We start from the raw sequence: 26,167 nt of genomic DNA, 5'->3' as shown, positions 1-26,167 counted from the left end.
CCGTTAATAGCGGCACTTTTTTTAAAAATATGTCCATTGAATTTTTATTCTGGTTTGGCATCCCACCAAAGCTTGGTTCCATTGGAATTTCCACCTCTGCTGGTCAATTCAGGCAATTCCTCTGCTGCGGTCACCGCCGCATTATTGTTGTCATATTCTCCCTGTACGAAAATCAACCGGGGCATGACTTCATCTGCAGGCACGTCTTCATTGTCGGAATTCAAACGGGGATAAGGAGTGGGATAATTGGTCCTTCGCAGTTCTGCCCAGGCCTCCCATCCATCAGGATAAATGGCCACCCATTTCTGGGTACATATTTGTTCTAACTGCTGCTCCTTAGTCCCTCCGGTCAGGAAGGCTACGGGCACGTTTGAGTTGGGAGCCAGATTCCATTCTGGTCGGCCGGGAAATGTCACCGGCTTGGGTGTGTTGTCGCTATTGATATAAGCCTGTATGGCTGCCGGATCGGCACCAATCCTGGGCTCAGACATAGACAACTCTATTCCCTTCTCGTAAAACTCCTGAGCGGAACCGCCCATGGCCCATCCTTCAAGCGCACCTTCGGCCAGCAAAAACTGGACTTCCGCGGCGCTCAATACTCTCCAAGGCTCACCGGCAGCACTTCCTCCACGTCCTTCATTCAGAAAAATAACACCCATATCCGAATGGGCATCATTCCAACCAGTTTCCCCCAGATCTTCACGGGAAAGACCATTTCTCAGACCTTTGTACGGAGGACCTTCCCCATCCTCCTGGTAATCCACCGTTTCACTGAAATAAACCCCGGTACGTGGATCGTCGTATCCTACCATTACGCTTTCCATCAACGCACTCATCCGGAATTCCCCCCAATTGGTAATGATCCAATAGGGATTTCGGGATTGAACAGTGGTATTGATAAAGGCGCTATCGTCATTGGAATCCATTACGCCATCGGCTACAGCCTTTTCCGCCTCAGCTTTGGAAAGGACAGGGTCTACGTACTTCACCCGCATGGCCAAACGTAATCGGAGAGAGTTGGCATAAGTCAACCACTTATCTGCGGAGCCGCCAAACATCTGGTCATGGCCTACAAAGGCACTTCCTCCGGTATTCTGCTTCAGTACTGCTACTGCTTCGTCCAAAACCGTAAATAAATCCCGGTAGACTTCCTCCTGAGAATCATAAGGCACAGAAGTCTCTCCGTTACCAAAAGATGAATAAATGATCGGGCCCCAGTAATCGGATATTCGGTGATAGGCATTTACCTTCCATACCTTGATAAAAGCATTTTCAAGAGGAAGTTCGTTTTCTTGAGTAAATTCCTCCACAAACTGGATCACCGGTGCTGCCTGCCCATAAAAATAATTCCAGGCACCATTGGACCAACCTCCCACCTGCACATGCCTGTCCGAATCAAAGTTCACCTGGGTGGTGGCAAAGTATTGGGCGTACAAATCGGCGAACAAGCTCTGTGCGGTCTGGAAACCTGCCGTACTTCCGCCTGGAGCCAGATACATGGCCCTGCCCTGGGCATTGGCAAACGCCTGTCCCAACAAGCCTATATCCAGATTGGACGCTACGATGGCATTTGGCTGGGTATTCAACTCTTCAAAGTTTTCCGTACAGCCACCTAAAGTCAAGGCTGTAAGTGATAAACCCATTGCTATATTAGATATTTTTATCATCTTAACTTTTATTAAAATCCTAAATTAACGTTAAAACCAAAGGATCTGGCAGTCGGAGGTCCGAATGAATCGAAACCCTGTGCAGATGCAGCAGTTCCTACTGTGACATCGGGATCGATGTTTTTAGCTTCATTCAGGAAGAAAAACAGGTTCCTGGCGACAAAATTAACGTTGACACTATTTATGGGAAGTCCCTCAAGTTTTGCGGCAGGTATGGTATAGCCAATCACCGCCTCACGCAACCTTACATTGGTAGCAGAATAGGAAAATACTTCACCGATAGGGGCATTCCTTCCTCCCATGTTGACCCAAAAGAGTTCAGCGGTCGTTTCAATGTCATTAGGAACGAAAGTACCGTCTTCGGTTTCCCTCACTGCTGTTTCGTGTTCCATGAAGTTTTCGCCAAAAATTAATCCTCCTTCTCGGCCCTGCAGGGTCTCCTCCGTCATGCCGTCTGCATAAATGATCGCATTGGTAAGTGATGCAATGCTACCACCCTGCCTGAAATCAATGGTGAAGTTGGCCCGGAAATTTTTATAATTGAATGAATTCTGGATACCGCCCAACCAGATGGGATTGTAATTGGCCACGCGAACGGTAAATCCGGGAGTAGTACGGGGCACACCATTTTCTCCAACGATCACCCTTCCCTGGTCATCTCTGAGATAACCCCTGGAATATACTTCTCCAAACATTTTGCCTTCTTCTACCCTAAATTGCCTCAGGAAATCGCTACCTACGACAATGCTGGGGCGCTGGTCATTGATTTCGTTAACCATAGAGATGTTGCGCGCAAAGTTCGCTGTAATATTCCAGTTAAAATCAGCTCTTCTAACCGGAGTAAGGTTGAGCACTACCTCTATACCTTCGTTTTGTACATCTCCGCCATTGGTAAAGAAGCTCGAAGCACCGGATCCTACGGGCAGCGCAACAGTAAACAACTGATTGAAAGAGTTGGTTTTGTAGTAAGTAAAATCAACCCCCAGACGGTTGTCAAGGAAGCGGAAATCTCCACCCAACTCTATCGATTGGGTTGTCTCAGGAAGCAGGTTTTCGTTGGGGAGCGTAGTGCTCAGGGAAAGATATCCTCCCAAACCACCGGCCGCAAACGCTGCCGTTCTTTGCAATTGATAGGGGCTTGTATCATTACCTACCTCTGCAAACGATCCCCTTACTTTGGCAAAGGTAAACCATTCCGGAAATACCATCAGGTCTGAAATAACCGCATTCAAACCTACAGAAGGATAAAAGAAAGACCAATTGTCCTTGGGCAGGGTAGAGGACCAGTCATTTCTGGCAGTGATATCCAGAAAGACAGCATTTTTCCAGGCCAATTGAGCGAAGGAATACAGGGAATTAACATCCTTAGGAGCACCTACACCGTGAGTAGATACCACCTGCTGCGTATTGGTCAATGCAAAAAAGTTGGGCACTACCATGTTCTGGCCAGTATTGGAATTCAAGCTCGAATTTCTGTTGATCCGGCTATTACCTCCGGCGTTGATATTGAAATACCAATCCTGGCTCAGTGTTTTTTCATAGCTGATCAGGAAGTCTGTATTGATCTCCATGTTTTCGGACTGACCTATAGAATACCGTCCGTTCTGGGCGATGATATAGCTATCGTTATACAACTTCTCCTCACTGGTGCCGAACGAACGATCCAAAGCAGCCCGACCCAATACCGTCAATCCCTCAGCCAATTGATAGCTAAGTGAGGTAAAGGCCACGACCCTGTCGGAAGTGTTTTTTCTGAGATTCCTATTGATGGTCCAATAGGGATTGGCACCGCCGTTGGAGCCCGGATTGAAATAATTCTGACGAAGCAAGCCATTCTGGTTGATGAATTCAAAGTCAGAAATATCCTCCGTAGTAATATTCCTGGGCAGGCGCATGATATGCCTGTTTGGATTGGAGAAATTTTCTCCCTGAGCCAATTGATTGTCAATGTCCTGACGGATATAGTTGACTTTGGAGTCCAGCGTCAGTTTATCGGTCAGCTTATTGGTCAGCCTCAGATTGATACTGTGCCGGCCCAACTCATTGCCCGGAACCACACCTGCCGCATCTGTGTAGGTGTAGGAGAAATAGGTTTGGTTTCTCTCGTTTCCTCCTGTAATTGCCAGAGTAGTGGCCAGGTTATGACCGGTCTGGTAAAAATCGTTGATATTATCCGGCTGAGGCAGGAAAGAATAGGTATCCCGTGGTCTGTTCGGGTCCGGAGACCAATGTGCCACAGAAGAGCCATCCATCCGGGGACCCCAGGAAAATTCGGATCCCGGAGCGTAATTACCGTTACTCCCCTGACCATATATATTCTGAAAATTAGCCAAAATCAGGGGTTGATCAAACATGTACGAAGTGTTTACGCTTACCTGAAAACCACCTTCGCGTCCCCTTTTGGTATTGACCACGATCGCACCGTTATTGGCCCGGCTCCCATAAAGCGCTGCAGCGTTTGGACCCTTCAACACGTTGATACTCTCTATATCATCGGGGTTCAGGTTTTCTATGCCGTTGGCAGGCACACCATCCACAATATAAAGGGGCTGGCTGTCTCCGCTAATGGATCGGTTACCTCTAAGCACTACACGTGTAGATCCGCCGACACCACTACCTGAGCGGTTGATCGAAAGACCAGCAACTTTTCCGGAAAGGGAGTTCATCACGTTAAGCTCTCTGGCTTCCGAAAGCTCCTGTGTGCTCACATCCTGCACCGTATAGGTAAGGGCTTTCTTTTCCCTTTCCAGACCAAAGGCAGTCACCACTACCTCTGAAAGTGCCTCAAGCTCCGAAGAAAGTGCAACGTTGACCTCACTGTTATTACCAACTACTCTTTCCTGCGGCGCATATCCCAAATAAGAAAACACCAATATTGATTGCGCATCAGGAACACTGATGCTGTATTGTCCATCGATATCGGTAATGGTACCCGTATTTGTGCCCTTAATCAAAATGCTGACCCCGGGTAAGGGCGAGTCGGCATCCGCATCTGTGACCGTTCCCGTGACGGTACGTTCCTGGGCCATGACTTGTATAGAAAACAAGGCCAGAAATAAAACAAGTAATCTTTTTTTCATAAGTTTAATTGAACAATCGTCATAAATTGAGTAGTGTAATTCTTTCAATAATTCATTGAAGCAAAACTGCCGGTAACCCAGACAGTACCCTTCGGATACTCCCGAAACTCATATCAAATTTTTTTATAAAACAATCTGTATTTTTTTATATATCATATTCCTGTTTGATTGTGCTGCAGGGTCTGATGGACGGTTAGGTTGGGGCGAATTAAACTTAATATTAGGAATAATTTGACTTACAAGCAACCATCAAACCTGCAAAATATTTTTTATAAAAACCCTGCATGGGGAATGGGGAAAATTTCCTTAAAAACTTCCTCTTTAAAAAAAATATTTTTTATCGAATTTGTCTTTTTTATCAAATTTTATCTCACTTTTCACCCTAAACCTATGTGTTTATTTTGTAAAGTATCTATCCAAACTTTCCGGTAAAATAATAACCTATAATAAAATATATACCATATTTTTACTCACTATGAAAAACATATCAGTATGCCAATCGCTTAAATGCAGTTGATGTTAAAGGTACCACTCAAGCTATGATCCAGAATCAAGCGACACCCGTAAATTATTTTTTAATACCATTTATCCTTATTTCAATACTATTTTCATGCAGTTCGCCCCCATTGTTCCCTCAGTCCGATGCGGACGAGGGTAGCCTGAAGTTTCCAGATGGGTTTGGTGGATTGGCGATAGCAGACAGCATCGGAAAAGGGCGACACCTGGCCGTCAGCAGCAATGGCGATATCTATGTAAAATTGAGATACGGTCAAGGTCATGACAGCAATATAGCCCTCAGGGGGATGACTACGGCTGGCCCTACTGCTATGATGACCAAATGCAGGGAAGAAAGGTATGGAAGGAGAGATCCTGGCTAACGGAGAGCGGTATGACAGCATAATGCCAGCCCATAGCTTTCTCACTGATGCGCAGCTTGCTCCTTTACTCAGCTATATCCGACAGGCATTTGGAAACTCGGCATCTGCAGTAAGTGAATCAGAAGTCGCAGCGATGAGATGAAGCGATTCCAACTACCCTATATCAATTCCATTAAGGCCAGGTATCCGGTATATGATATCAGACAGGCGAAAATCAATGCCGCCACCAATCCGAGATTTAACCAAAACCCGGCTTTGTGATCAGCCATCAGCGTTTTCTGGTTGATCAGGTAAAGGATGCAGGCGATGACAAGCGGCAGCACAAATACGGCAGCCACCTGTGTGAGAATCTGAGCAAAAATGGGGTTGGCCCCCAGAATCGGCACCGAGAGACCTACCAGACAGGCAACAGCAGTCAAAACCCTGAACCGTACAGACCTGGTATCCAATTGGCCCTCCTTATAATCCGCCACCAACAGCGGCGCCACCATCAATATAGGAAATACAGAGGAAAGACCGGCACTCAAAGCCCCGGTCATGAATACCGCAACAGCAAATTTGCCCGCCACAGGCTCCAGGGTATATACCATGTCCATCACCTTTTCTATCGTTCTCCCCTCTGCATACAAGGCTCCGGTAGCTGCTGCCATAATGGACAGGTTGATGACCAACATCAAAACCGCGCTGGTGAGCGCATCCCGGGATTGCTCTCCCGCCTGTGCAGGTCCCCAGCCCTTGCCTTTCATGAGCAGGGGACGCACTACAAAGGTCGGTGCAGCCATGGTAGTCCCCACAAACGCTGCGACCAGCAGCTTTCCACCGGCTACTTCCGGGATAGAGGGGATCAGCCCGCGGACCATCTGGGCAGGATCCGGCAACACCACAAACATAGAAATGATAAAGGAAAGCCCCATAATCGTCACAAATACGATCAAAACCTTTTCAAAAAAAGAATACTGCCCTACCCACAGCAGCGAGTACATCAGCAAAATCAAAACGATCGCAATACCCAATACAGGCCAATAAGCATCTCCCGATACTCCCGGAAAAAACAAAATGATCATCTCATAGATGGCGTTGGCACTCAAACCTAAAATTCCTGACAAGGAATTCCACTGCGCCAAAATAATCCCACCAACCACCAGGTAAGCGATCACCTTTCCTCCTTTCAGTTTTGTCCTGAAACTGTATATGGAGGTCTGTCCGGTAATCACCGCATACCTGCCATATGCCTCCATCAATACCCAGGAAAACAGGCAACTCAGGACCAGCACCCACAGCAACTGCATGCCAAACTGGCTTCCGGCCTTTGCCATGGAAGTAACGCTGCCCGTGCCGATAGTATAACCAATACAAAATATCCCCGGACCTATCCCGAGCATGAAAAGCCAAATTTTCTGAAACAGGTTTTTATTAGTCGAATTTTCGCCAGTGTCCATGAAGTAGATTTTAGGTTTATTGCTTCAGCTCGTCAAATTGAAAATTTTCCATCTCAATAAAAAGTAAAAATATGGATAGCTGATATTTTTATAAAATATGCCTTTGTAAAAACATTTATTTTTACAATATTTCCACTACTTCCATTTGAATTGCCTACATCCTTTATCTCCATTTCCCTGAAAAATTGATCTGCTGAGCCATGTACCTTACCTCCCTGCCACCCTACCCTAATCTGAAAGTGCTACTGCTTTGGATGACTTTTCTAGTTATCGTTCATGCTCCGGCGCAGGAAATTGATCTGCTGCTAAAGGGCGGCCGGGTGCTGGATCCGAAAAACGAAATTGATGCCATAGCAGACATTGCCATCTCCGGCAAATTGATCTTAAAAATTGAAAAAGAGATCCCTTCCACAGATGCCAAAAAAACCATCGATCTGAGTGGTTATATCGTCACTCCCGGCCTTCTCGACATGCACGTACATGTCTTTCACGGCACCGACACAGAGTCCTACATAGCGAATGGCCTTACCAGCCTGCCTCCTGATGGATTTACCTTCAGGTCCGGAGTTACCACAGTGGTAGATGCAGGTTCTTCTGGTTGGAGAAATTTCAGGGAATTTAAAAAACAAACCATCGACAAATCCCAAACGCGAATACTGGCATTGCTCAATATCGTAGGTACCGGTATGTACGGCAGGTTTGAAGAGCAGAATGTGATGGACATGAATCCTACGATGACCTCACACATGATCAGCCGTCTGTTTCCGGAAATTCTGGTCGGGATTAAATCTGCCCATTACTGGGGAGATTTTACCCAGGTAGACCTCGCAGTAGAAGCGGGAAATCTTGCCAATGTACCTGTAATGGTAGATTTCGGCGAACACCAGCCGCCCAATTCTATAGAAGCGCTTTTCATGCAACATCTCCGACCCGGAGATATCTTTACCCATACTTTTTCCTATGGACCCAATAACAGGGAAACCATCGTCGATGAAAACCTGAAAGTCAAACCTTTTGTTTTTCAGGCACAGCAAAGAGGAATACGTTTTGACGTGGGTCATGGAGGAGGTGCATTCTCATTCCGCCAGGCGATCCCCGCCATTCAGCAGGGATTTCTTCCGGATGTAATCAGTTCCGACTTACATAAAGACAGCATGAACGGAGGATTTAAGGACATGGCCAACCTCCTTTCCAAGTTTATGAATATGGGACTCAGTCTGCAGGATGTCATTCTCCGTGCGACCTGGAATCCTGCCCAGGTAATCAGGAGAGAAGACCTGGGCCACCTGGATCCGGGTTCAGAGGCAGACATCGCTGTATTTAGCCTCAGGGAAGGAGATTTTGGTTTTCAGGATATCCGCAGGACAAGAATCAGCGGGGACAAAAAACTGGAAACCGAAATGACCATACGCGCAGGAAGGATTGTCTGGGACCTGAATGGCCTCAGTGCTCCGCACTGGGAATCAGAACTGGGGGAAAACATAAAATAACCGTCATGATTAAGTGGCCAATCTTTGTTTTCCTATTCAGCCTGTACTTTCAAGTGCCTGCCCAGGAATTGGATATCCTGATCAAGGGGGCCTACCTGATCGATGCAAAAAATGGCATACGCGACACCATGGATGTGGGCCTGCTGCAAGGGAAAATTGCCAGGGTTGCCCGGGAAATTCCCTCCGCTGAAACAAAAAAGGTAATCAATGCTACCGGGTTAATTCTTTGCCCGGGATTGATAGACCTGCATACCCATGTTTTCGTTGGCAGCAAACCAAAAACCTTTGCCGATGGATTTTCCAGCGTTTCTCCGGACGATTTCTCTTTTCGATCCGGAATCACCACCATGGTAGACGCGGGAACCTCCGGATGGAGAAATTTTGAGCTGTTTAAAAAAAATGTCATCGATGCATCTCAAACCCGGATATTGGCATTCCTGAACATTGCAGGCAGCGGCATGAGCGGCGCTCCGGAACAGGAAAATCTGCTGGACATGGATCCTGAAATGGCTTTCAACATGCTGCAAAGGTACCCTGACGTCCTGGTCGGTATCAAAATCGGCCACTATACCGGATCAGAATGGCTTCCATTCGAAAACGCCCTAAAAGCCTCGGGAATGGCGGATAAACCGCTTTTGGTAGAATGCCACCTGCCCGAATACAGCCTTTCCGATCAACTGGAGAGGATGAGACCTGGTGACATCATTACCCACAGCTATGAAGCGATTGCCGAGCGCATGCCCGTAGTAGATGAGCAGGGGACGGTCAGAAGTTTCGTGCACTCGGCCTATGACAGGGGTATATTGTTCGACGTAGGGCACGGAGGAGCAGGATTCTGGTTCAGCCAGGCCATCCCTGCCGTGCAACAGGGACTCTTGCCCCACACTTTCGGCACCGATCTCCACCGGTTTAGCATGAATGCTGGCATGAAAAACATGCTGAATGTCATGTCTAAATTTATTAATATTGGGATGGAGGTACCCGATGTGATCGAAAGGGCCTCCTGGCAGGCTGCCCGGGCCATCAGGCGGACAGACCTGGGCCACCTGAGTAAAGGAGCTGTGGCAGACCTTACACTTCTTAAATTGCATGAGGGGAACTTCGGCTTTGTAGACGCCGGTGGAAATAAAATTGAAGGAAAATATAAATTGGAATCAGAGCTTACCATGAAAGGTGGTAAAATCGTTTATGACCTGAATGGTTTGGCTGCTAAAAATTATGCCTATTGAATTATGGACAGAAGAGAAATGATTAAAAACCTGGCAGTACTGCCCGTGGGAGGCAGTCTGATGGGCATGTCGCCCCTGATGGCTGGTAAAAGAAGTGGAACTGCGGCTGGTCCCCTTGCCCTGGATGAAAACATTTACCGCTCTCTGGGTCTCGAACCTATCATTAATTGCAGGGGGACCTTCACGATAATAGGCGGATCCATTGAGCGTCCTGAGGTTCATCAGGCGATGGCCGCAGCTGCAAAAAACTTTGTGCAGTATGACGAACTGGCTTTCGCCATAGGCGAGCGACTGGCTGAGATCACCAAAGCTGATTTTGGCATCATTACGGCCGGCTGTGCTGCCGCCATGAAGCACGCTACCGCCGCCTGCGTCACGGGTGGTAACCCCGAAAAGCTGCTCAGGATCCCTGACCTCAGCGGATTTGAAAAAACGGAGGTGATCATCCCGCGCCATTCCAGAAATGTATACGACCATGCTGTAAGAAATATCGGGGTGACCATCGTAGAAGTAAGCAGCCCGGAGGAACTGGAACAGGCGATCAATCCCAAAACTGCCATGATCTACCTGATTTCCGGCCGCGGCTCAGCTACAGGTCAGCCATTATCTTTGGAAAACATCGCCAAAATCGCGCGGGCTATGGAAATTCCAATCCTGATGGATGCAGCGGCAGAAAACCTGACCATCCCCTGTGTGCATTTTGAAAGGGGAGCTACCATGGTCGCTTACAGCGGTGGAAAGGCTATCTGCGGGCCACAGTGTGCCGGACTGCTTTTGGGGAGAAAAGACCTTATGCTGTCTGCCTGGCAAGCCAGCTCTCCACACCATGGACCCGGAAGAGACAACAAGGTAGGTAAGGAAGAAATGCTGGGCATGCTGGCCGCTGTGGAAGCCTGGACCACCAGGGACCATGAGAAGGAATGGGATACCTGGATGGACTGGCTAAACAGCATCGCTGACCGGGCAACGAAAATCAAGGGTGTGACCCATCAGATCAACCAGCCCTACGACCTGAACAACCGGGCTCCCATGCTCCAAATCCTTTGGGATCCCGCAATTTTGCATATCAGTGGGGAGGAAGTGGCAGAACTCTTTGGCCGGACTGCACCAAGAATCGCCGTCGGAAGCCGCAATCAGGACGGCCTCACCTCCATCACCATCAGTCCAAACCAGATGCAGCCTGGTGAGGCAGATGTGGTAGCAGATAGAATTTACAAAACCCTTTCTGCCAGTAGAAAACCAGCCGACACATCCATGGCTGCCCCTGGCGCCGACTTATCGGGAAAATGGGAGGTACAAATGGAGTTTTTCAGTGGTGAAAGCACACACAGGTGGCTCCTGGAGCAGGACGGGAATTGGCTGAATGGTACCCATATGAGTGATTTTGCTGACCAGGATCTGTACGGTACCATAGAAGGGAATACCGTTAAAATGCGAAGCAATTTTCGTAAGCCCGGTGATTCTGTGACATTTATGTTTACCGGCAAACTGAATAGCGGACAACTCAGCGGGGAAGTTTTTATGGGAGAGTACCTCACGGCTTCATTTACAGCCAAAAGGCCGGATGGCAGCCCCAGAAGGGAAAGGATTATGGTTCCCTCCGGACCCCCCCTTGCCACATGAACCAGATCTAAATTTATTTCTACCCACGGGTGGATTTCGGAACCACTTAAATCACACCAATAAAAACAAACAAATGAAAAAACTAACTTTTCTTTCAATTTTGTCCATTTTCTGTCTTCTGTCCTGTGGTGAAAAGGAGACAACTGTTTCCACGGAAAATCAAGAAAGCACCACTACCCACGTTGGAGACGGAATAGATGCAGAACAAAGGATCAAAGATCTGGGTATTACTTTGATTGAGCCGAATGCGCCCACTGCCAATTACCTCAAGGCTAAAACGGCTGGAAATATGGTCTACCTGGCAGGCCATGGACCGGATCGGCCCGATGGTACACAGGTGATCGGCAAGCTCGGCTCAGAGCTGGAGCTCGAACAGGGGATAGAAGCAGCCCGGTTTACCGGAATTTCGCTGTTATCTTCTCTCAAAGCCGAAATCGGGGATCTAAACAGGGTTAAAAATATCGTCCGTGCTCAGGGAATGGTAAACGCTTCCCCGGATTTTAAGCAACATTCTCAGGTCATCAATGGTTTTTCGGACCTGATGGTCGAGGTTTTTGGAGACAAGGGCAAACATGCTCGCGCAGCCATTGGCATGAGTTCCCTCCCGAATAATATTGCCGTGGAAATCGATATGATCGTGGAACTTTACGATTAATTACCGTTAAAATTTCCATTATTGCCCAAATCAGCCCGAATCTTGCTGTGCCTTACAGTAAGAAAAACTTTAGTCCTTTTTATTTGTTTTGAAAAACCAACCAAAACCAAAAAAGCATGTCAGTGAAATTGAGCCAACCCCAAAGCGGATTAGCATCACTTTTAGACCAATTCAAAGCTTGCAGACTACATACGGAAAAGATTTGTGCGCCCCTGGAAATGGAAGACTATGTTCCCCAGCCTATCGTGGATGTCTCGCCGCCAAAATGGCACCTGGCGCATACTACCTGGTTCTTTGAGCAATTTCTGCTCAGCAAATTTATTACCGGATACAGGGTGTACGACCCTGACTTTGCCTATCTATTCAACAGCTATTACAACAATGCAGGAGAAAGGGTGCTCCGCCCCAACAGGGGCCTGATGAGTCGCCCGCCTGTACGCGAAGTAATGGCGTACAGGGCGCATGTTACAGAGAAGGTAATGGACTTTATTATGTCCGGAGAGGCCTCTAAGGAAGCGCTGGACATCGTTTTACTTGGGATAAACCATGAGCAGCAACACCAGGAACTGCTGGTCTATGACATCAAATACATTCTCGGCCATCAACCTACCTTCCCTGCTTACGGAGATGCCTTCGCTACGCAGCCCGAACACCAGGAGCAACAGTGGCTTGGGATGGACGAGGGTGTTTACGAAATCGGGTTTGCCGGAGAGGGCTTTTGTTATGACAATGAGCGGGGACAGCACCGGGTTTTTCTAGAACCTTATCAAATTTCAAACAAATTGGTAACTAATGGAGCCTATATGGAGTTTATTGACTCCGGCGCCTACAGGGATTTCAACCTCTGGCATGCCGACGGCTGGGATTTTGTGCAAAATCACCGGCTTAGGGCTCCACTGTACTGGCATCACACGGCTGGGGAATGGAAACAGTATACTTTTAACGGCCTGGTACCCGTCGACCCCAACCTACCCGTTCAACACCTGAGTTTTTATGAAGCCTATGCCTTCGCCGAATGGAAAGGTGTGCGCCTGCCCACCGAATTTGAATGGGAAGCTGCGTCCCCACATTTTGCCTGGGGACAATTATGGGAATGGACTGGCAGCGCTTACCTTCCCTACCCGGGATTCCAGAAAGCACCCGGGGCACTGGGGGAATACAATGGTAAATTTATGGTCAACCAACATGTCTTAAGAGGTTCCTCCTCAGCCACACCCAAGGGGCACAGCAGAAATAGCTACAGAAACTTTTTTGCTCCACCCTCCAGATGGATTTTTTCAGGAATCAGACTTGCCCAATCGCTATGACGACAAACACATTTGAAAATGACATCATCGAGGGTTTGCAATTAAGCCCAAAAAAACTCTATTCCAAATATTTCTACGACGACAGGGGCTCAGCCATTTTCCAGCAGATCATGCGCATGCCCGAATATTACCTGCCTGAATGCGAAACAGAAATATTACAACACCGGGCAACGGACATCATCGGCATACTCCCACAAGCGGGTTACGACATCGTAGAACTGGGTGCCGGAGACGGCAGTAAAACAGCCTTTTTTCTGGAAGCCCTCGTTCGGAAAAAAAAGAATATCACCTATATCCCTTTGGACATTTCTCCGGAGATCCTTGCGGTGAACAAAAATATCGTGCAGCAAAAACTTCCCGACCTCTGTATCAAACCCATTGCAGGAGATTACTTCGAAACATTGGAAAAAATCACCTCCAGAAAAGTCCCGAAAATTATTCTTTTTCTCGGAAGCAATATTGGAAATTTTGAAGGAGAAAAAGCCCTTGATTTTATTCGCTTTGTAAAAAATTTCATGAGAAAGGGGGATTATTTTATGTTGGGAGTTGACCTGAAAAAACACCCAAGAACTATTTTGGCTGCCTATGATGACCCCGCAGGTATTACCCGAAGTTTTAATCTCAACCTGTTGGAAAGAATCAACCGGGAATTGTCCGGCAATTTTGATACCGCACTGTTTGACCACTATGCCAGTTATGATCCCATCAGCGGAGCTACGAAAAGTTTCCTGATCAGCAAAATTCAGCAGCAGGTGAGTGTAGCCGATCAAATCATTAATTTTTCTGCCAATGAAGCCATACACATGGAGGTCTCCCAAAAATACAGTCTCGAAGACCTGGATCAGATCAGGATGCAGGCAGGATTTAAGTCAGACCACCATTTTACCGATACCAAATCCTACTTCAGCATCAGCTTGTTTGAATTGTAAATTTATTCGTCAATTCCCGTCGGACCAAAAGGTCCATGTTTGGATATTCACGCTCCAGTAGCATCTGAATTTGCTGTGGACTGACTAAAATCCGAAAAATCAGCCCTTCTTCTTCCGGCGTTTTGGTAACCGGCTCCGAAGCGGTCTTTCATTTGGGATTCTTGTCAGAAATTCTCGTGTCCTTTCCTCCATGTCAAAAAACCTACACCTATCGGTAAAAGCAGAAGGTTAGCACCGTCGATCCCACTAATTTTGTACACCTTCTATGAAGAGTTTCATTGTATTTTCGATGGAAATAATATAGGTAATCTCCGGTAGCTTCCAACAGAATGGGGCATGCAATTTTCGTCAAGGGGGTCATAACCGGTGCAACCGGAACGATAAACCATGGCAAAAAACACTCCCGGCCAGGTCAATTCAGGACCTTTCCCCGGGGGTGTTTTTCTTGTCAATCCATTTTTATTTTTTACCGTAAGTTATCCCCTGCCACTCATCTGTGCGAAATGGATTGGCAGGTAAACCCTCTTTGTTGTAAAGATTTACATCATCAGGGTTGTCTGCCCAGGCATACCTGACGGCAACAGGATCGGCAATATCTCCCGTTTCCAGCACGATCTGGTTTCCGTCCCGATAGCCTTTCACCCATTGAAATTTTTTATCTGCACCTGCTACAGCAAAACCTTTTACATAGCCATATTTGTCCTTGACCACGAGGCCGGAGCCCACATGGTCAAAGCTGATCCTAATTTGGTCGTCCTGGATTTCCATACTCCTGAAGGTGGGCCCGCTGTACACCACATCCATGTCATAAGCAATTTTTTTGGCCGCCCGGGCGAGCCGTTCTCCTACCGTCCATTTGTCCCTTGGGTGGATATCGTCCGCTTCTCCCTTATCGATGATTACCGCCTGACCGGTATTGGGCAGGGAGAGCGTCATGCTCTGAGCCTCCCGCAGCTCTGCCCAGTCGCTGTCACCAGGCTCCTCCTTTGCCGCTCTGAAATTGGCCAATTGCACCCAGAGGAAAGGGAAATCTCCCTGGTCCCATTGTTCGCGCCAATCCCTGATCATCAAAGGAAAAATTTCCCGGTATTGATAGGAACGTCCTGCATTGGACTCGCCCTGGTACCAGAGGGCCCCTTTGATCGCAAATGGAATTACCGGCTCCAGCATGCCATAATATAAGCTGGATGGCCAGAGGTTTGGCTTTCTGTTTTCCGGATCCGAAAAATCACGAGGTCCCTCAGTTTTGTTGGTAGCGACACGTTCCCGAAAATCTTCATGAGACATCAGGGCCTCCGCACTGGTCCAGGCCTCTGAAACGGTACCTCCCCAGTTGATATCCAGCAGTCCAATAGGAACGTCCAAATCCGTTTGTATCCTTCTGGCAAAATAATAGCCCACAGCAGAAAAATTCTCTACAGTCTCCGGAGAACAAACTGACCATCTGGCTTCCGGAACATCATCAATGGGTTCCAGACTCAGGTTTCTGCCCACTTCAAACAAGCGGATGTTTGGGTGGTCAGCGGCCTTGATGCTATCTTCACCATTGTTGGTGTTTTTCAGCGCCCATTCCATATTGGACTGGCCTCCCAATAGCCATACATCGCCCATCATTACATTTTCAAAAACCTTCGAATCATCTTTGGTATCCACACTTAGGGTATAGGGACCGCCCTGCGGATAGGCATCCATTTTTAGCATCCACTTTCCCTCGCGGTCTGCTCTGACCCGGTATTTTTTACCCTGAAAGTTCACATTCACCCATTGCCGTGGATCAGCCTCACCCCAAACGGGTATTTCCTGACCTCGCTGCAATACCATGTGATCTGCAAATACCCTGGGCATCTTAAGTGCCGCTTCTACCTGAAAAAACAACAGGTACAAAGCGGCCAGCAAACAAATTTTTCTCATTATTATCAGATTTGGTTATTGTTAAAAAACACCCGAAAATATACGGATTTTATACCCGATAATAAAAATGTTTGGTGGATTAAGACTCGTACAGGCTGGTGCCGTCAACTATCTTTATTTCGTAAGTCTCCGGCAATTTTCCATAACGGGCCTGGTAAGCAGCTCCTATCTGGCGTTTGAAATTTTCTTTCTCCCCTTTTTTGATCAGATTGATGGTGCAGCCGCCAAACCCCCCTCCCATCATCCTCGCTCCCAACACATGGGGTAGCTCTCTGGTAAAATCTACTAAAAAGTCCATTTCCGGGCAGCTGACTTCATAATCGCGGGACAGACCATCATGGGATTTGTAAAGGTTGGTACCAAACTCATCCAGATCATTCCGGGACAGTGCTTCGCAAGTCTGCTGTACCCGTTCGTTTTCCTCTATGACAAAGGCACAGCGCTGAAAAATTTTTCCACTCAATTCATGCTTAACGGTATCCAGCATGCTTTTACTGATGTCCCGCAGACTGTTCACGGCTTCAAACCGGGCTTTCACCCGATCCACTCCCTGCTGGCATTCTTTTCTTCTTTCGTTATAGGCCGATTCTGCCAGGGAATGGGACACCATGGAATTGCAAAGCAAAAACTGATAGTCACCAAGCTCCACAGGGAAAAAGTCATGGGCCAGAGACCTGCAATCCAGGCGTATGGCATGGTCTTTTTTTCCCATCATGGAAGCAAACATGTCCATGATACCACATTGAACGCCGGCAAACTCGTGTTCGGCTTGCTGTGAAAACTGCAGCATCTCAAGAGGAGAAAGCGCCAACCCAAACAACTCATTGAGTCCGAATCCGACGCCATTCTCCAGCGCTGCAGAAGAGGACAGTCCCGCCCCTATGGGAATGTCCCCACCGAAGACGCAATCAAATCCTTCCAGCCTGTGGCCCGCCTTCACCAGTTGAGCAGCCACTCCCATCACAAAGTTGATCCATCCTTTCCGGGGCTGCATGGCCTCCAGCGAAAAGGTCACTTCCTGTTCAAAATCGACTGAAAAAACCCGGCATTCCTGCCGTCCATTTTTGGCAAAACCCAAATAGATGGCCTTGTCTATGGCTGCGGGGAGCACAAAACCATTGTTGTAATCGGTGTGCTCTCCGATCAGGTTGATCCGGCCCGGAGAACGCACCAAAAGAGGTTCCGAATGGAATTTTTCCTGAAATACTGCTTTTATTCTGGAAGCGACAGACATAACTATGGCTATTGGATTTGAATCAGTTTTCCTGAAATATGGTGAATAAGACTGTTTCTCCCACTACCTCCAGACTTTTCCTGTCAATAAGCTCCATGTTGTCCTCGTGGGTATGGTGGTAGTGACCAAATCCGTAATCGGGACTGAATTCGATGATATTGATCATGGGAATATTGGCATCCTGATTGACAAACAGGTGATCATCTGTGATGGCCTCGGTACGCCGCATGGGAAAAAATTCCCCATATCCCAGATCGTGGGCATTGTTCCATACCCGGTCTACCAGGTTTTTGGCATATTGAATGGAGTAACCTTCCTTATAAAAGCGGGCGTTTCTACCTCCTACCATATCCAGCAAAATGCCATAATAAGCGGTATATCCCTTGGCATGGGGGTTTTTTGACCAATGCTGCGAACCCAGACACCACCAGACCTGACTCCCATCCCTGAAATTGCGATGCTCGGGCTCACCGTCGTCTTCACCATCAAAGAATATGATATCAATGCCTACCTCCGGCTGCAGCGTGTCGGTGTGCAAAACCCTCGCAATCTCCAGCAACACCCCAACTCCGCTGCCACCGTCATTGGCCCCGTCTATCGGTTCATCTATGCGTTCGGTATCCTTGTCGGCTATTCGTCTGGTATCCCAATGGGCTGCCAGCAGAATCCGCTTGGTGGCCTTAGGCCGGTAGCTACCGAAGATGTTTCTCAGATCCAGGATCTTTCCATCATAAGCCCTGGCGGTAAATTCCTGTTCTGTCACTGAAAACCCGTAGCTTACTAACTTCTCCACCAACCAGTCACCGGTTTCCTTATGGGCAGCGGTATTGGGCACTCTGGGTCCGAAATCTACTTGCTGCTGTATGAAGGCATAAGCCGAGTCTGCACTGAAACTGGGTACAGGCTTGGTAGGGGTTACTGCTGTTGCCCTTTCCTCCTGCACAGATTGCTCCCCGCAAGAACAATAAAGGAGTGTCAGAATTAGAATGCCTATTTTACTCTTCATATGCCCAATCCACTTTGTCTTTCATGTCCTTTATAATCAAACCGGCAGCTTTCAGTGCTTTACGGATTTCATCGACCTTATGGTATTCCCGGGCGGTTTTGGCTTTTTCGTAAAACTCCAGAATCACCTTGAGCAGTGCTTCCTGATGGTCGCCTTTTTCTTCTACGAGTCCAAGTATATCCGAGATGAAGGAGTTGAAAGTCGCTTTCAGCTTTTCAAATACGGCCGGACCAAGTTGTGCCGGATGCAACTGCCCCGTGTTCAGGCTGTTGATTTTTTTCAGCAAATTAAAAAGATGTCCGATTGCCTGGGCAGTATTAAAATCATCATCCATCGAAGCGTAGGCCTCTGCAATGCTCTTTTCTATCTGCTGCACCAGCTTCTCCTCGGGGAGCACCTGCGGGTCTTCCTGATAGCGTAGCAGTTTTGCAATCCGGAGTCCGTTGATCAGTTTTATATATCCTTTTTGGGCCGCCTGCAATGCTTCGTTGGAGAAATCCAAGGTAGACCGGTAATGTGCGGTAAGGATAAAATAACGCACCGTCATGGGGCTGTATGCCTGCTGCAGTTTGTCATGATCTCCGGAAAACAACTGCTGCAAGGTGATGAAGTTGCCGAGAGACTTGCCCATCTTCTGCCCATTAATGGTTATCATGTTGTTGTGCATCCAGTATCTGGCCGGATCGGCATGATGGCAGGCATTGCCCTGGGCGATCTCGCACTCGTGGTGAGGAAACATGAGGTCCATTCCTCCCCCATGTATGTCAAATTGGTTTCCCAAATATTTAGAACTCATGGCAGTGCACTCCAGGTGCCAACCAGGAAAACCTCTGCTCCAGGGGGAGTCCCATTGCATCAGGTGTTCGGGAGAGGCTTTTTTCCAAAGCGCGAAATCCAGCGGATTTCTCTTCTCGGACTGACCGTCCAGTTCCCGGCTGCCGCTCATCAATTCCTCTACCACCCTACCAGAAAGGCGCCCGTACTTTTTGGTTTCATTGTATTTCAATACGTCAAAGTAAACGCTGCCGTTTACTTCGTATGCCAGGCCTTCTTCAAGAATTTTCTCTACCAGGCTAATCTGCTCGGGTATATGCCCGGTGGCCCTGGGCTCTATACCCGGCCTCACCGTATTGAGCAAATCCATATCCCGGTGGTAGGAGGTAGCATATTGCTGGGCCACTTCCATGGGTTCCAGTTGCTCCAGCTTGGCTTTCTTGGCGATTTTATCCTCTCCATCATCGGCATCTGCTTCCAGGTGTCCTACATCGGTAATATTACGAACATACCTGACCTTGTATCCCAAAAACGAAAGGTATCGATATACTACATCAAAGGTAATGGCCGCCCTTGCATGCCCAAGATGGGCATCGCCATATACGGTCGGTCCGCATACATACATGCCCACATGGGGCGGACTGAGGGGCTGAAAAAATTCTTTCTTTCTGGATAGTGTATTGTATATTTTCAACTTTTTTGATTGCATGGGGCAAATTTATCAAACTTTCAATACTTTTTTTAGGAAAATAATTTTATTACATTTGTGCTTGAATTAGTTAATGAAACAAGAGGGGACATGCAGTCCCCTCTTTCATTATGAATCATTTTGGGAGCAAAGTCTGGAGCAAGTAAGCAAAAAGATATGAATATGAGGCAAACGATAGCGGAAATAGTGGATAAGCACCTCCCGGATAGCAGCCACTTTGTGGTGGATATTCAGATCGTTGAGAAAGGCCCTAAAAAATCGCTGAAAATCCTGATTGATGCTGACCATGGCATCAATATTGACACTTGTGCCCTGGTAAGCAGGGCAGTGGGAGAAGAAATTGAGGCCAAGGAACTCATGGATACCGCATACGTCATGGAGGTCTCTTCACCGGGGGTAGATTTTCCACTGAGCTTCCGACGACAATACCAGAAAAATATTGGTAGAAGCCTCATGGTAGTGCTTGCCAACGATCAGACGATAGAGGGCAAATTGACAGCAGTAGATCAAAGGGGAATTTCGCTTTTGACGAAGAAAAAAGAAAAAGGAAAAAAGGCCGTTGAGGAAAGTCTGAATTTGCCTTTTGACCAAATTAGGAAATCTATAGTATTAGTCTCTTTCAAATAAAAACAATGGATGCTAAAGTTCTGATTGAATCATTTGCAGAGTTTGCAAGATCAAAAAATGTGGACCGACCGACGATGATCCGCATTCTTGAAGATGTATTTAGGGCAATGATTCGGAAAAAGTACGAAACAGATGAAAACTTTGATGTCATCATCAATGCTGATAAGGGGGATCTGGAGATTGTAAGGATCAGGGAAATTGTGGATGACAACTCTGAGGACATCTGGGATTATGACAAAATAAGTTTGTCAGAGGCGAGAAAAATTGAGCCTGATTTCGAAATAGGAGAAGAAACCTATGAAAAGATCGAATTGGAAGATTTCGGAAGAAGGGCGGTGATGATGGCCAGGCAAACCCTGATACAACGGATCAAAGACCTTGAAAAAGATTTGCTGTTTCAGCAATATGAAGAATTGGTAGGTGAGATCATCAATGCCGAAGTATACCAGATCCTTGGCAGGGAAGTGCTTTTGATGGATGGTGAAGGCAATGAGCTGATCATGCCCAAATCAGAGCAGATCCCAAAGGATCGGTTCCGGAAGGGTGACCAGGTAAGGGCCATCGTTCACAAAGTGGAAATGATCAATGGCAATCCCAGGATCGTTTTGTCCAGGACCTCTCCTATTTTTCTGGAAAGGCTGTTTGAAAACGAAGTTCCTGAAGTATATGACGGCCTGATCACCATAAAGAAAATCGTGCGGGAGCCGGGAGAGCGTGCCAAAGTTGCCGTAGAATCGTACGACGATCGCATCGATCCGGTAGGAGCTTGCGTAGGTATGAAGGGGAGCAGGATTCACGCTGTAGTCCGCGAACTGCAGAACGAAAATATTGATGTCATCAATTATACGGACAACCTGGACTTGTATGTTTCCAGGGCATTGAGTCCGGCAAAGGTTTCTTCCCTTCAGGTAAATGAAGAGGAAAAAAGGATTTCGGTTTATCTAAAACCGGATCAGGTGTCTCTTGCCATCGGTAAAGGAGGCTTCAATATCAGATTGGCCAGTAGACTGGTCGGCTATGAGATTGATGTTTTCCGGGAAACATCAGGTAATGAAGACGAGGAAGATGTAGACTTGTCCGAATTTTCTGATGAAATTGAAGGTTGGGTAATTGAGGAGCTCAAGAAAACCGGCCTGGATACTGCAAAAAGCGTCCTGGCGCTTACAAGGGAAGACCTTTTGAGGAGAACTGAATTGGAAGAAGAAACGATTGATGATGTATTTAAAATATTAAAACAGGAATTTGAATAGCAAATAACGATAGATAATTCGTTATCCCCTTTATATTTGCATTATATTAAAGTACAGGAATAGGTATTAGTATGTCAGAAGAAAAAATGATGCGATTAGGCCAGGTAGCCAGAAAGCTCAATGTGGGTGTAGCCACCATTGTTGAGTCCATGGCGAAGAAGGGCTTTGAGGTAGAAAGTAACCCGAACTCTAAGATCAGTTTGGAGCATTTCAATATGCTTGCCAAAGAGTTCAGGTCTTCTGCTCAGGAGAAGGAAGAGGCCTCCCATCTGTCAATTGGTAAAAGACACAATGAGAATTTTACCATACGCGCTGAATCTGAGTCTGAGCCAGAGAAGGAAATCAAAAAGCCTGAACCTGAAAAACCTGCCGCAGCAGCTAAAGAAGAGAAAAAACAATCTGATAAAGATACCGGAAAAATTTCTACGGAAGCCCCTAAGCTACAAGGCATTAAAGTAGTAGGAAAAATCGATCTGGAGGGTAAAAGCACCAAGGCAGAAGCCGAAGATAAGAAATCTGACGATAAAGTAGCCCCTAAGGAGCCTTTTGCGGATACTCCTCAAAAGGATGCAGAGAAGGAAATAACGAAAGAAGAATCCGGCAGCCGGGAGGAACCCGCTAAGCCGGCAGAAAAAGAAAAGGCTGAAGCTCCGGCGAAGGAAGAACAGAAGCCAGAGCCCCAGCAGAGCCCGGACAACGGAGAAGAAAAAACGGCTGCAGAAAAGCCTGCTGAAACTGAAAAACCGGCCGCAGAAAAGCCTGCTGACACGAAAGAAGCTGCTGAAGGAGAAGGGTCAGGAGAGGCTACCGAAACCGAAGCTGGGAAATCAGAGGATCGCGTGATTTCTGCAAGAGCAGATTCTTTAAAAGGCCTTACCGTCCTCGGAAAAATAGAACTCCCGAAGGACAAATCCAAAAAGAAAAGCAAACCGGTGGCCTCATCGGATGAGCGCAACAAAGAAAAGAAAAAACGACCCAGGAAACGCATTGACAACAGGTCTGCCAGAGGAGCTGAGGGCGCCCGCCCTGGTGCCGCAGGAGCGGGAGGAAAAGGTCCCGGTCAGGGTGCCAGAAAAGGCGGCAACAAAGGCGCCGCCCGGCCGGGAGGAAGGCCGGGAAATGCAAGGTTCCAGAAAGAAGAGCCTACCCAGAAAGAGATTCAGGATCAAATCAAACAAACCCTCGCCAGACTGCAGGGTGGCGGTAAAGCGGGGGGAAAAGGCAAGAACCGCAGAGACAAGCGCTCTGAAAGATCGAAGGAAGTCAGCGATACTCCTGAGGAAAGCAAACTGCTCAAAGTAACAGAGTTTATCTCTGCCAATGACCTGGCATCACTGATGGACGTTTCCGTCAACGAAGTAATATCCGTTTGTATGAGCCTGGGCATGTTTGTGTCTATTAACCAGCGACTGGATGCAGAGGCCATCACCATTATCGCCGATGAGTTTAATTATGATGTTGAGTTTACCAAATCCGACGAAGAGGAAGCCGAGATCAAGGTAGAGGAAGATCCGGAGGAAATGGTAGAACGAGCTCCCATCGTAACCATCATGGGACATGTGGATCACGGGAAGACTTCTTTGCTGGATTATATCAGACGCTCCAAGGTGACCCACGGCGAGGCTGGAGGGATTACCCAGCATATCGGCGCATATGACGTGGAAACCTCCACAGGTCATAAAATTGCCTTCCTGGATACACCTGGTCACGAAGCCTTTACCGCGATGCGTGCCCGGGGTGCCAAGATTACTGATGTCGCCATCATCGTAATTGCCGCTGATGACAATGTGATGCCACAAACCAAAGAGGCCATCAACCACGCACAGGTGGCAGGTGTGCCCATGATATTTGCCATCAACAAGGTAGATAAACCGAATGCCAACCCTGACAAGATCCGGGAGGAATTGGCCAATATGAACTTATTGGTGGAAGATTGGGGAGGAAAATACCAGTCCCAGGAAATTTCAGCCAAAAGTGGGCAGGGGATAGATGATCTTTTGGAAAAGGTACTATTGGAGTCTGAAATCCTCGAACTCAAAGCCAACCCGAATAAAAATGCTGTCGGTACTGTAGTGGAAGCTTCCCTGGACAAGGGAAGAGGCTACGTGACCACGATCATGGTGCAGGCAGGCACGCTGCGAGTGGGTGACACCATTCTTGCGGGGCAGCATTATGGCCGGGTAAAGGCCATGTTTGACCATCTGGGTCAGAAGGTAGAAGCTGCCGGTCCCTCCACTCCTGTACAGGTCTTGGGCTTAAGTGGTGCACCTCAGGCAGGAGATGTGTTCAAAGTGTACGACTCGGAGCGGGAAGCGAGAGAAATTGCCAATTCAAGAGAACAAATACAAAGAGAACAAAGTCTCCGTACCAAAAAACACATCACGCTGGATGAGATTGGTCGAAGACTGGCTATAGGTAGCTTTAAAGAACTCAACATCATCATCAAAGGGGATGTGGATGGTTCCGTAGAGGCCCTGTCTGATTCACTTCTCAAACTTTCAAAAGATGAAGTGAAAGTAAGCATCATTCACCAGGGAGTGGGCCAGATTTCTGAATCAGATGTATTGCTGGCTTCTGCCTCAGACGCCATTATACTAGGATTTCAGGTAAGGCCGTCCGCCAACGCCAAGCGGCTCGCTGAGCAAGAGGAAATTGAAATCCGGCATTATTCCATTATCTATGATGCCATCAACCAGATCAAGGATGCCATCGAAGGCATGCTGGAACCTGAATTCGAAGAAGTCATTACCGGAAATATCGAAGTCAGAGAGGTATTTAAAATTTCGAAAGTGGGTACCGTCGCGGGTTGCTATGTGACCGATGGGTACATCCAGCGAAAGAATAAAATCAGGGTAATCAGAGATGGTATCGTGATCCATGAAGGTGAAATCAGCGCCCTTAAACGTTTCAAAGATGACGTGAACGAAGTCAAATATGGTTATGAATGTGGCGTTTCTATCAAAGGGTTCAACGACATCCAGGTCGGTGATACTTTTGAGGGCTATAAAATGGAAGAAGTCAAGCGCAAAAAGTAAGGCATTCCAAACTTCAGATGAGCCTGTACTGGTTTTGCCGGTGTCAAGATTATGCTAATTTATTGATAAAGGACAGCTGCAGGCTGTCCTTTTTTTGCCTTATGGAAATCCTTATCGCAAGTCTGAAAATCTTATTCCTGCTGGCGGGTCTTGGCCTGATACTGGGGTTTATTCGCCCCGTACTGGTACTCTGGTTCATGCAGCGCTGCAACCGCCTTATGGTCTTGCAATATTATGGTGTCCCTGCATTGCTGCTGTTCCTGAGTCTGCTGTCATTAGGGGAATTAACCTTTTAAAAAACGCAGCAATCGGGATGACGATAGGTATTTTGCATTAAATGGGAATAGAAAATTCTGGAAGATTAAACCGTAATTCCGATTTTCTGCCCCGCTAAACGGATATACCTTGCTGCCAGGTCATATTCTTCGGCAGAGCTGAGGTGCTCCATCATAAGGGGAATGTCTGAAAGCTGGCTCAGCTCCTGAAGAAACACCTGATAATCCAATACCCCGAGGCCTGGCCGTACTTCCGTAAACTGGGGCATGTAATAATCTTCCCTTATTTGTATGTCCTTGGCATGGCAACTCCGGATATGGGGTCCGAGCTTTTTAAAACAGGATTGTATCATTGCTGCATTGCCGTAATATAGATTTGGCGTGATGATCAGGTTCATGGGATCCATGTGTACGCCAAAGGCCTTTCTGTCTATGGCCCGGATCAGGTCCAGGTAGCTGTCTGCCGAGTCCGGAAAAGCCCAGGGCATGGGTTCCAGTGCAAAGTAAGTCCTTTTGGGCTGCACTTCATCGATGATTTTTCTGGTAACCTCTACAATCTGGTCAAAGGTGTCGGAGGTTAGGTTATCCTTGTGTGGTCCGGCCCAGTGATCTGTATTCTTTGAGCCGCTGATATTGACACAGCAGTTGGCGCCAATGCTTTCTGCAAGTTGCAGGGATCGGGTACACTTTTCAAAGGCCTCCCGGGCCATGTCCTTGTCCGGGCTGATGGGGTTGCTCCAGGCCCCGACCTCCGCAATGACGATATCTGCTTTTTTGGCCGCAGCTTCAAAAGCCCGGACTTCATCGCTTCCGGCATCCAGACTTACCGGACAGTAGGCTGCCCTGTAGTTTTTATTTCGAACGGCCGCTACCCAGTCTTCCGGAGACTGGTAGTTTTGGTATATGGGGCCTCCGAGTCTGACGCTTCCTTGTGAAGCACCAAAAGCTGTAAGGTAAGGTGATATTCCGGCCATGGCCAGACCCATCGCGGTTTTCCTGGTGAAGTTTCTTCGATTCATTTTCAGGTTTATTGGTTCACACAGGTAAGA

The 26,167-nt window shown here is 47.5% G+C and carries 20 protein-coding genes; 12 read left to right on the top strand and 8 right to left on the bottom strand.

What is annotated here, in order from left to right; all coding sequences use genetic code 11:
• Positions 1-44 precede the first annotated feature (44 nt).
• On the bottom strand, positions 45-1,667 hold the full coding sequence (locus tag BUB19_RS17865) for a SusD/RagB family nutrient-binding outer membrane lipoprotein (protein WP_073096324.1): 1,623 nt from the start codon (positions 1,665-1,667) through the stop codon (positions 45-47).
• An 11-nt stretch (positions 1,668-1,678) separates the two neighbouring features.
• Complete coding sequence (locus tag BUB19_RS17860) at positions 1,679-4,747, bottom strand: SusC/RagA family TonB-linked outer membrane protein (RefSeq protein ID WP_073096322.1); 3,069 nt, start codon at positions 4,745-4,747, stop codon at positions 1,679-1,681.
• Between the two features lie 539 nt (positions 4,748-5,286).
• Between BUB19_RS17860 and BUB19_RS17855 the strand changes: the two genes are divergently transcribed.
• Positions 5,287-5,625 carry a hypothetical protein gene (locus BUB19_RS17855; RefSeq protein ID WP_178371529.1) on the top strand — a complete coding sequence of 113 codons (339 nt, stop codon included), beginning with the start codon at positions 5,287-5,289 and terminating at the stop codon, positions 5,623-5,625.
• Positions 5,603-5,767 (top strand): hypothetical protein, encoded by a 165-nt coding sequence (locus BUB19_RS24240; protein WP_178371528.1) that lies wholly within the window; start codon positions 5,603-5,605, stop codon positions 5,765-5,767. The genes BUB19_RS17855 and BUB19_RS24240 overlap by 23 nt, the downstream gene beginning before the upstream one ends.
• 16 nt (positions 5,768-5,783) lie before the next feature.
• Here the strand turns inward: BUB19_RS24240 and BUB19_RS17850 are convergent, their stop codons facing one another.
• Positions 5,784-7,007: an Nramp family divalent metal transporter gene (locus BUB19_RS17850; RefSeq protein ID WP_245802895.1), complete on the bottom strand. Its 1,224-nt coding sequence runs from the start codon at positions 7,005-7,007 to the stop codon at positions 5,784-5,786.
• A 257-nt stretch (positions 7,008-7,264) separates the two neighbouring features.
• On the opposite strand from BUB19_RS17850, the gene BUB19_RS17845 reads away from it, so the two are divergent.
• From BUB19_RS17845 to egtD, 6 genes are all read left to right on the top strand, one after another.
• The gene (locus BUB19_RS17845; protein ID WP_073096316.1) at positions 7,265-8,554 is read left to right on the top strand and encodes an amidohydrolase/deacetylase family metallohydrolase; all 1,290 of its coding nucleotides are present in this window, start codon (positions 7,265-7,267) and stop codon (positions 8,552-8,554) included.
• A 5-nt stretch (positions 8,555-8,559) separates the two neighbouring features.
• On the top strand, positions 8,560-9,783 hold the full coding sequence (locus tag BUB19_RS17840) for an amidohydrolase/deacetylase family metallohydrolase (protein WP_073096314.1): 1,224 nt from the start codon (positions 8,560-8,562) through the stop codon (positions 9,781-9,783).
• Positions 9,784-9,786: 3 nt separating this feature from the next.
• Positions 9,787-11,406, top strand: a complete 1,620-nt coding sequence (locus BUB19_RS17835; protein ID WP_073096312.1) for an aminotransferase class V-fold PLP-dependent enzyme — start codon at positions 9,787-9,789, stop codon at positions 11,404-11,406.
• Between the two features lie 73 nt (positions 11,407-11,479).
• The gene (locus BUB19_RS17830; RefSeq protein ID WP_073096310.1) at positions 11,480-12,061 is read left to right on the top strand and encodes a RidA family protein; all 582 of its coding nucleotides are present in this window, start codon (positions 11,480-11,482) and stop codon (positions 12,059-12,061) included.
• 116 nt (positions 12,062-12,177) lie between these two features.
• Positions 12,178-13,368, top strand: a complete 1,191-nt coding sequence (gene egtB, locus BUB19_RS17825) for an ergothioneine biosynthesis protein EgtB (RefSeq protein ID WP_073096308.1) — start codon at positions 12,178-12,180, stop codon at positions 13,366-13,368.
• Positions 13,365-14,297: an L-histidine N(alpha)-methyltransferase gene (gene egtD / locus BUB19_RS17820; RefSeq protein ID WP_073096306.1), complete on the top strand. Its 933-nt coding sequence runs from the start codon at positions 13,365-13,367 to the stop codon at positions 14,295-14,297. Before egtB ends, egtD begins: the two co-directional genes overlap by 4 nt.
• Before the next feature lie 459 nt (positions 14,298-14,756).
• On the opposite strand, the gene BUB19_RS17815 is transcribed toward egtD, so the two are convergent.
• The 4 genes from BUB19_RS17815 to cysS all read right to left on the bottom strand — a co-directional run bounded on the left by BUB19_RS17815 (position 14,757) and on the right by cysS (position 19,931).
• Complete coding sequence (locus BUB19_RS17815; protein WP_073096304.1) at positions 14,757-16,208, bottom strand: sialate O-acetylesterase; 1,452 nt, start codon at positions 16,206-16,208, stop codon at positions 14,757-14,759.
• A 79-nt stretch (positions 16,209-16,287) separates the two neighbouring features.
• A complete protein-coding gene (gene galK / locus BUB19_RS17810) occupies positions 16,288-17,442 on the bottom strand; it encodes a galactokinase (protein WP_073096302.1) in 1,155 nt (384 codons plus the stop codon).
• Positions 17,443-17,464: 22 nt separating this feature from the next.
• Positions 17,465-18,448, bottom strand: a complete 984-nt coding sequence (locus tag BUB19_RS17805) for a M28 family peptidase (protein ID WP_073096300.1) — start codon at positions 18,446-18,448, stop codon at positions 17,465-17,467.
• The gene (gene cysS / locus BUB19_RS17800; RefSeq protein WP_073096298.1) at positions 18,438-19,931 is read right to left on the bottom strand and encodes a cysteine--tRNA ligase; all 1,494 of its coding nucleotides are present in this window, start codon (positions 19,929-19,931) and stop codon (positions 18,438-18,440) included. The genes BUB19_RS17805 and cysS overlap by 11 nt, the downstream gene beginning before the upstream one ends.
• Positions 19,932-20,087: 156 nt before the next feature.
• Here cysS and BUB19_RS17795 point away from each other — a divergent pair, with 156 nt between their 5' ends.
• From BUB19_RS17795 to BUB19_RS17780, 4 genes are all read left to right on the top strand, one after another.
• The gene (locus tag BUB19_RS17795; protein ID WP_073096296.1) at positions 20,088-20,558 is read left to right on the top strand and encodes a ribosome maturation factor RimP; all 471 of its coding nucleotides are present in this window, start codon (positions 20,088-20,090) and stop codon (positions 20,556-20,558) included.
• Between the two features lie 5 nt (positions 20,559-20,563).
• Positions 20,564-21,808 carry a transcription termination factor NusA gene (gene nusA, locus BUB19_RS17790; protein ID WP_073096295.1) on the top strand — a complete coding sequence of 415 codons (1,245 nt, stop codon included), beginning with the start codon at positions 20,564-20,566 and terminating at the stop codon, positions 21,806-21,808.
• A 71-nt stretch (positions 21,809-21,879) separates the two neighbouring features.
• The gene (gene infB, locus BUB19_RS17785) at positions 21,880-24,843 is read left to right on the top strand and encodes a translation initiation factor IF-2 (protein WP_073096293.1); all 2,964 of its coding nucleotides are present in this window, start codon (positions 21,880-21,882) and stop codon (positions 24,841-24,843) included.
• A 101-nt stretch (positions 24,844-24,944) separates the two neighbouring features.
• A complete protein-coding gene (locus BUB19_RS17780) occupies positions 24,945-25,139 on the top strand; it encodes a hypothetical protein (RefSeq protein WP_073096291.1) in 195 nt (64 codons plus the stop codon).
• Positions 25,140-25,204: 65 nt separating this feature from the next.
• Here BUB19_RS17780 and BUB19_RS17775 read toward each other — a convergent pair whose 3' ends face one another.
• Positions 25,205-26,137: a sugar phosphate isomerase/epimerase family protein gene (locus tag BUB19_RS17775; RefSeq protein ID WP_084097460.1), complete on the bottom strand. Its 933-nt coding sequence runs from the start codon at positions 26,135-26,137 to the stop codon at positions 25,205-25,207.
• Positions 26,138-26,167: the final 30 nt, after the last annotated feature.

This window comes from Cyclobacterium lianum, from assembly GCF_900143075.1.
GTDB lineage: Bacteria > Bacteroidota > Bacteroidia > Cytophagales > Cyclobacteriaceae > Cyclobacterium > Cyclobacterium lianum.
Note: the sequence above shows the minus strand (reverse complement) of the source record. Positions and strands in the feature narration are given on the sequence as shown.

Excerpts from the sequence above, each read along its gene's own strand:
- BUB19_RS17865 (WP_073096324.1), bottom strand. The coding sequence starts at position 1,667 with ATGATAAAAATATCTAATATAGCAATGGGTTTATCACTTACAGCCTTG.
- BUB19_RS17860 (WP_073096322.1), bottom strand. The coding sequence starts at position 4,747 with ATGAAAAAAAGATTACTTGTTTTATTTCTGGCCTTGTTTTCTATACAA.
- BUB19_RS17855 (WP_178371529.1), top strand. The coding sequence starts at position 5,287 with ATGATCCAGAATCAAGCGACACCCGTAAATTATTTTTTAATACCATTT.
- BUB19_RS24240 (WP_178371528.1), top strand. The coding sequence starts at position 5,603 with ATGGAAGGAGAGATCCTGGCTAACGGAGAGCGGTATGACAGCATAATG.
- BUB19_RS17850 (WP_245802895.1), bottom strand. The coding sequence starts at position 7,007 with ATGCTCGGGATAGGTCCGGGGATATTTTGTATTGGTTATACTATCGGC.
- BUB19_RS17845 (WP_073096316.1), top strand. The coding sequence starts at position 7,265 with ATGTACCTTACCTCCCTGCCACCCTACCCTAATCTGAAAGTGCTACTG.
- BUB19_RS17840 (WP_073096314.1), top strand. The coding sequence starts at position 8,560 with ATGATTAAGTGGCCAATCTTTGTTTTCCTATTCAGCCTGTACTTTCAA.
- BUB19_RS17835 (WP_073096312.1), top strand. The coding sequence starts at position 9,787 with ATGGACAGAAGAGAAATGATTAAAAACCTGGCAGTACTGCCCGTGGGA.
- BUB19_RS17830 (WP_073096310.1), top strand. The coding sequence starts at position 11,480 with ATGAAAAAACTAACTTTTCTTTCAATTTTGTCCATTTTCTGTCTTCTG.
- egtB (WP_073096308.1), top strand. The coding sequence starts at position 12,178 with ATGTCAGTGAAATTGAGCCAACCCCAAAGCGGATTAGCATCACTTTTA.
- egtD (WP_073096306.1), top strand. The coding sequence starts at position 13,365 with ATGACGACAAACACATTTGAAAATGACATCATCGAGGGTTTGCAATTA.
- BUB19_RS17815 (WP_073096304.1), bottom strand. The coding sequence starts at position 16,208 with ATGAGAAAAATTTGTTTGCTGGCCGCTTTGTACCTGTTGTTTTTTCAG.
- galK (WP_073096302.1), bottom strand. The coding sequence starts at position 17,442 with ATGTCTGTCGCTTCCAGAATAAAAGCAGTATTTCAGGAAAAATTCCAT.
- BUB19_RS17805 (WP_073096300.1), bottom strand. The coding sequence starts at position 18,448 with ATGAAGAGTAAAATAGGCATTCTAATTCTGACACTCCTTTATTGTTCT.
- cysS (WP_073096298.1), bottom strand. The coding sequence starts at position 19,931 with ATGCAATCAAAAAAGTTGAAAATATACAATACACTATCCAGAAAGAAA.
- BUB19_RS17795 (WP_073096296.1), top strand. The coding sequence starts at position 20,088 with ATGAATATGAGGCAAACGATAGCGGAAATAGTGGATAAGCACCTCCCG.
- nusA (WP_073096295.1), top strand. The coding sequence starts at position 20,564 with ATGGATGCTAAAGTTCTGATTGAATCATTTGCAGAGTTTGCAAGATCA.
- infB (WP_073096293.1), top strand. The coding sequence starts at position 21,880 with ATGTCAGAAGAAAAAATGATGCGATTAGGCCAGGTAGCCAGAAAGCTC.
- BUB19_RS17780 (WP_073096291.1), top strand. The coding sequence starts at position 24,945 with ATGGAAATCCTTATCGCAAGTCTGAAAATCTTATTCCTGCTGGCGGGT.
- BUB19_RS17775 (WP_084097460.1), bottom strand. The coding sequence starts at position 26,137 with ATGAATCGAAGAAACTTCACCAGGAAAACCGCGATGGGTCTGGCCATG.